Annotated in this window: 5 protein-coding genes and 3 tRNA genes; 7 read left to right on the plus strand and 1 reads right to left on the minus strand. The window is 65.4% G+C overall.

Annotated features, from left to right (window positions below):
- Positions 1 to 406 precede the first annotated feature (406 nt).
- Positions 407 to 958 carry a hypothetical protein gene (locus tag AC5P5M_RS17530; protein WP_495206201.1) on the plus strand — a complete coding sequence of 184 codons (552 nt, stop codon included), beginning with the start codon at positions 407 to 409 and terminating at the stop codon, positions 956 to 958.
- A 74-nt stretch (positions 959 to 1032) separates the two neighbouring features.
- On the opposite strand, the gene AC5P5M_RS17535 is transcribed toward AC5P5M_RS17530, so the two are convergent.
- Positions 1033 to 3771 (minus strand): TonB-dependent receptor plug domain-containing protein, encoded by a 2739-nt coding sequence (locus AC5P5M_RS17535; protein ID WP_460256292.1) that lies wholly within the window; start codon positions 3769 to 3771, stop codon positions 1033 to 1035.
- Between the two features lie 169 nt (positions 3772 to 3940).
- Between AC5P5M_RS17535 and AC5P5M_RS17540 the strand changes: the two genes are divergently transcribed.
- From AC5P5M_RS17540 to AC5P5M_RS17565, 6 genes are all read left to right on the plus strand, one after another.
- A complete protein-coding gene (locus AC5P5M_RS17540; RefSeq protein WP_495206202.1) occupies positions 3941 to 4963 on the plus strand; it encodes a cyanophycinase in 1023 nt (340 codons plus the stop codon).
- An 88-nt stretch (positions 4964 to 5051) separates the two neighbouring features.
- Entirely contained in the window at positions 5052 to 6068 is a 1017-nt protein-coding gene (locus AC5P5M_RS17545; RefSeq protein WP_495206203.1) for an isoaspartyl peptidase/L-asparaginase family protein, read from the plus strand.
- Between the two features lie 137 nt (positions 6069 to 6205).
- Positions 6206 to 6291 (plus strand) — tRNA-Tyr (locus AC5P5M_RS17550).
- 25 nt (positions 6292 to 6316) lie between these two features.
- Positions 6317 to 6390: transfer RNA gene (locus AC5P5M_RS17555), tRNA-Gly, on the plus strand.
- 48 nt (positions 6391 to 6438) lie between these two features.
- Positions 6439 to 6514: transfer RNA gene (locus AC5P5M_RS17560), tRNA-Thr, on the plus strand.
- Positions 6515 to 6553: 39 nt separating this feature from the next.
- On the plus strand, positions 6554 to 6700 hold a 147-nt coding region (locus tag AC5P5M_RS17565), incomplete at its 3' end, for a GTP-binding protein (protein ID WP_495206207.1).

The raw sequence follows: 6700 nt of genomic DNA on the forward strand, positions 1-6700 counted from the left end.
TCCACGCGCCGTGTGGAAAACAATCGCGGCCGTGGATAAAAAATAACCACGCATGGAAACGCCTGAGGCGCAAGGCTCTCGCCTACTTGTCCACACCAAGCCCCCATCGCTTTCCACGCGTGGTGTGGAAAACCACGGCCGACAGCAGATTCCGATTTCGGACTTGTTGCATGGTGCGCGGCGCGGTGCTGCTTCAGGCTGACCTCTGACCCTTCCACTGACACGGGCGGCATCACGCCTGTGCGCGACCCGGAGAGTTGCTATGACGACGCGAACGTATGGGTGGGTAGTGGCGATCGCGGCCCTCGGGTTGCTTCTGGCCTACGGCTGCCAATACATGGTCGTGCGGCCTGCACGAGGGAGTGCATCAGCCCCGGAGTGCAGTGCGGTCAGCCTGTTGAGTGCCATGCGCGAGCGGCTGCGACCCGAAGCGGACTTCAGCGAAAGCGGAGGTATCTACCTGGACTCTGTTGACCCGGAGGATCCAGAGGCACTGATCGCCTATGCAGCACTGGGTCGTATCTGCCAGGAGCCAGCAGGACGACGCACCGATGAGGGGCAGGCCCTTGCCAGACGGCTTGCCCGGATCGCATCCAGCTTCATCGTCGGGGGAAGGCTAGAGCCCGGTCGCTACGTCCTGACCGCGGCCACGGATGGCTCCCGGGGCGATGAAGTGGTGGCAGTGTCACCGGAACACCTTGCACTGCTGCGGAGCATGAACACCCGCACGCTGGGGAGAGCAGTGATGCTGATGGACAGCAAGCGTCCCTACGGTGATATGCATTATTTCTACATCGACATGGCCCGCGCGCTGGGGGAGCCGGTTCCGCTGGACGCGAATGGTAATGCGACGTTCGCGCCGGGGGTGATTGCCCGGTACGACGAACTGCATGGACAGATGCTTGATGTGGTCCGTGTCTTCTGGCGCTTTGCGGAGCCGGCGCAGTCTACGTCCTGAGCGGAACTGCACGCGGAAGGGGACGGAGGCCTGCGCCGCCGTCTTCCCGCCTGAGTTCAATGCAGCGGCACGCCTTACAGCGCGCTGCCGCCGAACTTGTGCGTGTACTGCAGATTGATCGTGCGGCCCACGCTGTCGAACCAGGAGACGTCGTAGTACGGGTACGCCGTGTATGTGGCGTCCTTCGGCGGCATCTTGTTGAACACGTTGACCACAGACAGAGACAGGCGCGAGTGGTCGTCGAAGCGATACTGCACCGACGCGTTGTAGCGGTACGTGGCCCTGATGTACGGGCTGTCGCCGCTGTCCCAGTCGAACACCTGGTCGTAGCTGTCCGAGGTGGGCAGCTTGCCCAGTCGCGAACCGTACACGGTGGCCGACCACGCATCCTTTTCCCACGTCACACTGACGCTGCTCTTGGTGCGTGGGATGTCGAAGCCGCTGTTCACCGCGAACTGGTCCTCGATCGCATCGCCGGTGTAGCGCTGGAAATCGTGCTTCTTCACCCAGGTGTGGCTGCCGTTGAAGATGAAGTCACCGATACCGGTCTGCAGGCGGTAGCGCAGGCCTGCATCGATGCCTGAGGTCGACTCGCGTGCCACGTTGATCGGATTCACGTGCACCCCGTACAGGCGGCCGTCGGCGGTCCGTGTCACCCGCGCCAGTGCGTCCACGCAGGTTGGTGACGTGATGTCGGCGTCGCCCAGGCGGCAGTTCGCTTCACTGGCCAGGATCGTGCGCACGTCCATGTCCTGCACCTGCCTGCGCATGTCGATGTCGAACCAATCCACCGAAAGATCCAGCCCTGCGGCCGGCGACCAGACGAAGCCTGCGCTCCACGAGGTGCTGGTCTCCGGGTCCAGCTCGCGGTTGCCGCTGCGGCTGCGGATGACGTTGCGCTCGTAGTCCGAGCAGTCGTCGGCCTGTTCGGCGCGGCAGCTGTACAGGTCCTCGGCGCTGGTCTCGTCGTTGCCGGGGCCGGCAAACACGTAGTGCAGGTCCGGGGCGCGGAAGGCCGTGCCGTACGAGCCGCGCATCAGCAGGCTCTCGACCGGGCGCCACTCAAGGCCGCCGCTCCAGGTCGCCTTGCCGATCGTGTGGCCGGAGTAGCGGTACTGGTCATAGCGACCGGCCACGCTCAGGTTGATCGTCTCGTGCAGCGGCATGCGCAGCTCGGCGGCCGTTGCCCAGCGGTTGCGCGAACCCTTGCCGTCGGAATCCTTCCAGCTGTAGTAGTAGTACTGGGTCGCCAGCGGATCGGGATTCAGCGCGTAGGCCTGCTGGCCCACTTCCACGGTCGCGGCAAAACCGGCATCGCCGCCGGGCAGGGCGAACAGCGAGCCGTTGGTCAGGGTGAGGGCGGCCGTCTCGGTGCGGGACTTCGGGGTATAGGTGGTGCGCGCGGCGATCGCGTCGTACTCGGCGCGGGTCAGCGGGCGGTACAGCCGCGACGGATCGGCGTTGTAGATCGGGAAGCCGTCATCGTCCTCGCCCAGCTGCGGGCCCAGGAACAGGTCGTTGGCCCTGCCGGCGATGATCTGCGGCCAGCTGATCCGCGACTGGTACTGCGAATGGCTCAACGCCGCTTCGTAATCCCAGTTGCCGGCCAGGTTGCCCTTGAAGCCGGTGGTCACGCTGAAGGTCTTCTGCGTGCTGCGCACCATCGCGTTGCGCAGGCCACCCATTTCCTCGGGTGAGAACTGGCGCTGCCAGAACTCGATTTCGCCGGTGGCTTCGTTGCTGAAGTAGCCCGACTCGTCTCCGTCGGCGGCCATGCGGCCCCACGACGTCACATCGCGCATCAGCGCCAGCGTGTGGTAACCCATCTGCACGTCGGCGAACCACTGCTGGCCGTTGTCGAAGTCATAGCTCAGCGAGGCATAGCCGTTGGCGCCGCGGCGCTTGCTGAGGATGGTGCCGTAGCCGATCGACGCGTCGCTGCCGCAGTAGTAGCCGTAGCGGGGGCGGAAGGCATGGTAGGTGCTGCCCTGGTTCTGTCCGCTCAGGGCATCGCAGGTGGCCGCGCCCGGATCCAGGTAGTCATCGTTGTAGTCGGTGCGCAGGTAGGCACGGCGGGCGATGCGCGAGCCCTCGGTCGGCCCGTCCTGAGTCGAATCCTGGATGTCGCGCTCATAGGCCCACAGCGGCGTCTGCGACTGCAGCTCCACGCTGTACACCGCATTGAAACGGCCCGTGCTGAACCCGCTGGACAGGCTCATGTCGAAGGAATCGCCACCGCCTTCACTGGTGGTACCCATGCGCACGTCGACCGTGGTGCCGTCGGCCTTCTTCTTGAGGATGAAGTTGACCACGCCGGCGATCGCGTCCGAACCATAGATGGCCGAGGCGCTGCCGGTCAGCACTTCGATGCGGTCGATCATGCCCAGCGGAATGTTGGACACGTCGGTGAAGTTGCTGCGGCCCTGGAACGGCATCGGGAAATCGGCGATGCGGCGGCCGTTGACCAGCACCAGGGTGTGGTTGGGCCCCAGCCCGCGCAGGTCGACCTGCTGCGCACCCGGCGAGAAGTCGGCGCCGCTGGAGGATTGCTGGCTCTGCGTCTCGCCGCCGTTCTGGGTCATTGCCCGCAGCACGTCCGGCACGGTGGTGAAGCCGCTGGAACGGATCTGTTCGGCGTCGATCACCGTGATCGGGGCGGGGCCCTCGACCTGGGCGCGCGGAATGCGTGAGCCGGTGACCTGTACCGCATCGAGCTGCCGTACCGGAGAGGAGGCCGGAGCCTGGGCCGCCGCAGAAGCGGCAAGGCCCATCAACGCCAGCTGGATCGACCACGCCATCGCCTGTCTACGCATGAGAAGTTCCCGGAAGTAATGCCGGCCCGCAGAGGAGGGGCCCATCCCCCATTCAGATTTCCGCAATGGGCGCCGGCATTTAACGCCTTTTTCATGCCCTTGACTACTGATGACCCATCTGGCAAAGAGTGAAAGCGCTTGCAGGTCGTTTCTGTTCAGGGAGATCAAGATGCGACGGTTCCATCGAAGGCTGCGTCACGTGCTTGCCGGCCTGGCAGTGCTGGTTCTCCTGGGCTCGCCGCTGGCCGCGTCCGCGCAGGACCTGCAGGTGCCGGGATTCGCCTATTACGAGACCGGCGATCTCGATGCCCCGCGACCGGGGCCGAGGGCGCCGGCGATGATGCTGATGGGCGGCGGAGAGTGGGTGCCGGAGGCGTTCCAGTGGTGGTTGAAGCAGGCCGGCAATGGCCGCGTGCTGATCCTGCGCGCCTCCGGCAGCGACGAGCTGCAGGAGCGTCTGCACCATGACATCGGCGGCACCACCGCCGTGCAGACCCTGGTGTTCGACAGCCGTCGTGGCGCCGACGACCCGGCCGTACTGCGGGTGGTGGCCGCGGCCGACGCCATCTTCATCGCCGGCGGCGACCAGTCGCGCTACATCCGCTTCTGGAAGGGGACCGCACTCAACCGCGCGCTCAATGCCCACGTCCGTGCCGGCAAACCGATCGCCGGCACCAGTGCCGGACTGGCGATCCTCGGTGGCTATGCCTACGGCGCGCTTGACGGTGGCAGCGTCACCTCCGCCGCCGCGCTGGCCGACCCGATGGGCAGCGCGGTGACGATGGACAGTGGCTTCCTGCAGATGCCCTATCTGCAGCGGGTGGTCACCGACACCCACTTCGACCGGCGTGATCGTCTCGGTCGCCTGATCGTTTTCGTTGCCCGTGCCGCGCAGGACAGTGGCGACCCGGACATGATCGGCATCGGCGTGGACGAAGACACCGCGCTGTGCGTGGAGCCTGACGGACGCGCGCAGGTCTACAGCGCCGATGGTCATGGCAGGGTCTGGGTGGTCCGCCCGGGACGTGGCGCGGACCGGCTGACGCAGGGCGAACCGCTGCGTTTCCACGCTGTGCCGGTTACCGTGGTGGCAAGCGGTGGCCGCATGCGGCTGGACGACTTCCAGGCCGACGCCGACTATCACGCAGCGGTCGATGTTGACGGTGGCCGGATTGAACTGATCCGTCGCTGACCGCTGCTGCCGGCCGCGCGCCGGCGCTTCCCTTCGGGCATCTCGTCGAGCCTGCTCGATGCCATCGCTTCCATTTCCGGAGATATCGATGAAGCTTCATCTGGCGCTGTCTGCGCTGCTGTCCCTGCCGTTGCTCGCCCATGCTGCGCAGGATGCGTCGCCCCTGCTGGTCATCCATGGCGGTGCCGGCGTCGAGCGCAAGGATCTGTCCGCCGCCGAGGAGAAGGCGGCACGTGCGGCACTCCGTGCGGCGCTGCTGAAGGGGCATGCCGAGCTGGCAGCCGGTCGCCCTGCACTGGCGGCGGTCACCGCAGCGATCACCGTTCTCGAGGACGATCCCACGTTCAATGCCGGCAAAGGCGCGGTGTTCACCCACGAAGGGCGCAACGAGCTGGATGCGGCCGTGATGGATGGCGCCACCCAGGCGGCCGGCGCGGTGGCCGGCGTGCAGCGCGTACGCAACCCGATCCTGCTGGCAACGGCCGTGATGCAGGAATCGAAACACGTGATGATGGTCGGGCAGGGCGCTGAGGCGTTCGCCGTCGAGCAGGGCATGACCCTGGTCGATCCTTCGTACTTCCGCACCGACAAGCGCTGGCAGCAGCTGCAGCGCGCACTGAAGGAGGAGGCCGGCGGCCAGGCCCACGCCGACCTGGAAACGGCCCGGCACTTCGGCACGGTCGGTGCGGTTGCGCTGGATGCGCAGGGGCGCCTGGCAGCGGGGACCTCCACCGGAGGAATGACCAACAAGCGCTACGGGCGCGTCGGCGATTCGCCGATCATCGGCGCCGGCACCTGGGCCGATGCACGCTGTGCGGTGTCGGGAACCGGGTGGGGCGAGTACTACATCCGCACCGCTGCCGCGCACGAGATCTGCGCGCGTATCCGCTACCAGGGCCAGTCGCCGGCGGAGGCGGGCAGGGGCGTGATCAACGAGGCGATTCCGCAGATGGGTGGGGATGGCGGTGCGATCGTGCTCTCCGCCGATGGAAAAGCGGCCACGCCGTTCAACACGCAGGGCATGTACCGCGGCTGGATTGGTGCCGACGGCGTTCCGCATGTGGCGATCTTCGCCGACGAGGCCTTGGCACTGCCCGGGCAATAGGCTTGCGTATCAAAGGGTTTGCGACGCATGTGAAAAAAAGTGAAAAAAAGCGTTGACAGGCCCCCGCTTCATCTCCAGAATTGCGGGCTCACCACCACACACCGCAACGCTTCGGCGGCACGGGATGGGGTTGAAACGGAGGGATACCCAAGCGGCCAACGGGGGCAGACTGTAAATCTGCTGGCTTACGCCTTCGGTGGTTCGAATCCACCTCCCTCCACCAGCTTCACGTTGTGGCACTTCCCGGTGCGGGAGTAGTTCAATGGTAGAACCTCAGCCTTCCAAGCTGATGGTGCGGGTTCGATTCCCGTCTCCCGCTCCATTGAATGAACTTTGAATGTTATCGAGTTCATGCCATAATGCAAAACTCGCTCACGTAGCTCAGTCGGTAGAGCACTTCCTTGGTAAGGAAGAGGTCGAAGGTTCGATTCCTTTCGTGAGCACCATCTTCAGCACCACACCAGACGAATTCGAGATAAGCAGCCATGGCCAAGGGTAAGTTCGAGCGCACCAAGCCGCACGTCAACGTCGGCACCATCGGTCACGTCGACCACGGCAAGACCACGCTGACCGCCGCGCTGACCAAGATCGGCGCCGAGCGCTTCGGTGGCGAGTTCAAGGCGTATGACGCC

The organism is Stenotrophomonas sp. YJH_SMC_106-19 (assembly GCF_059368375.1).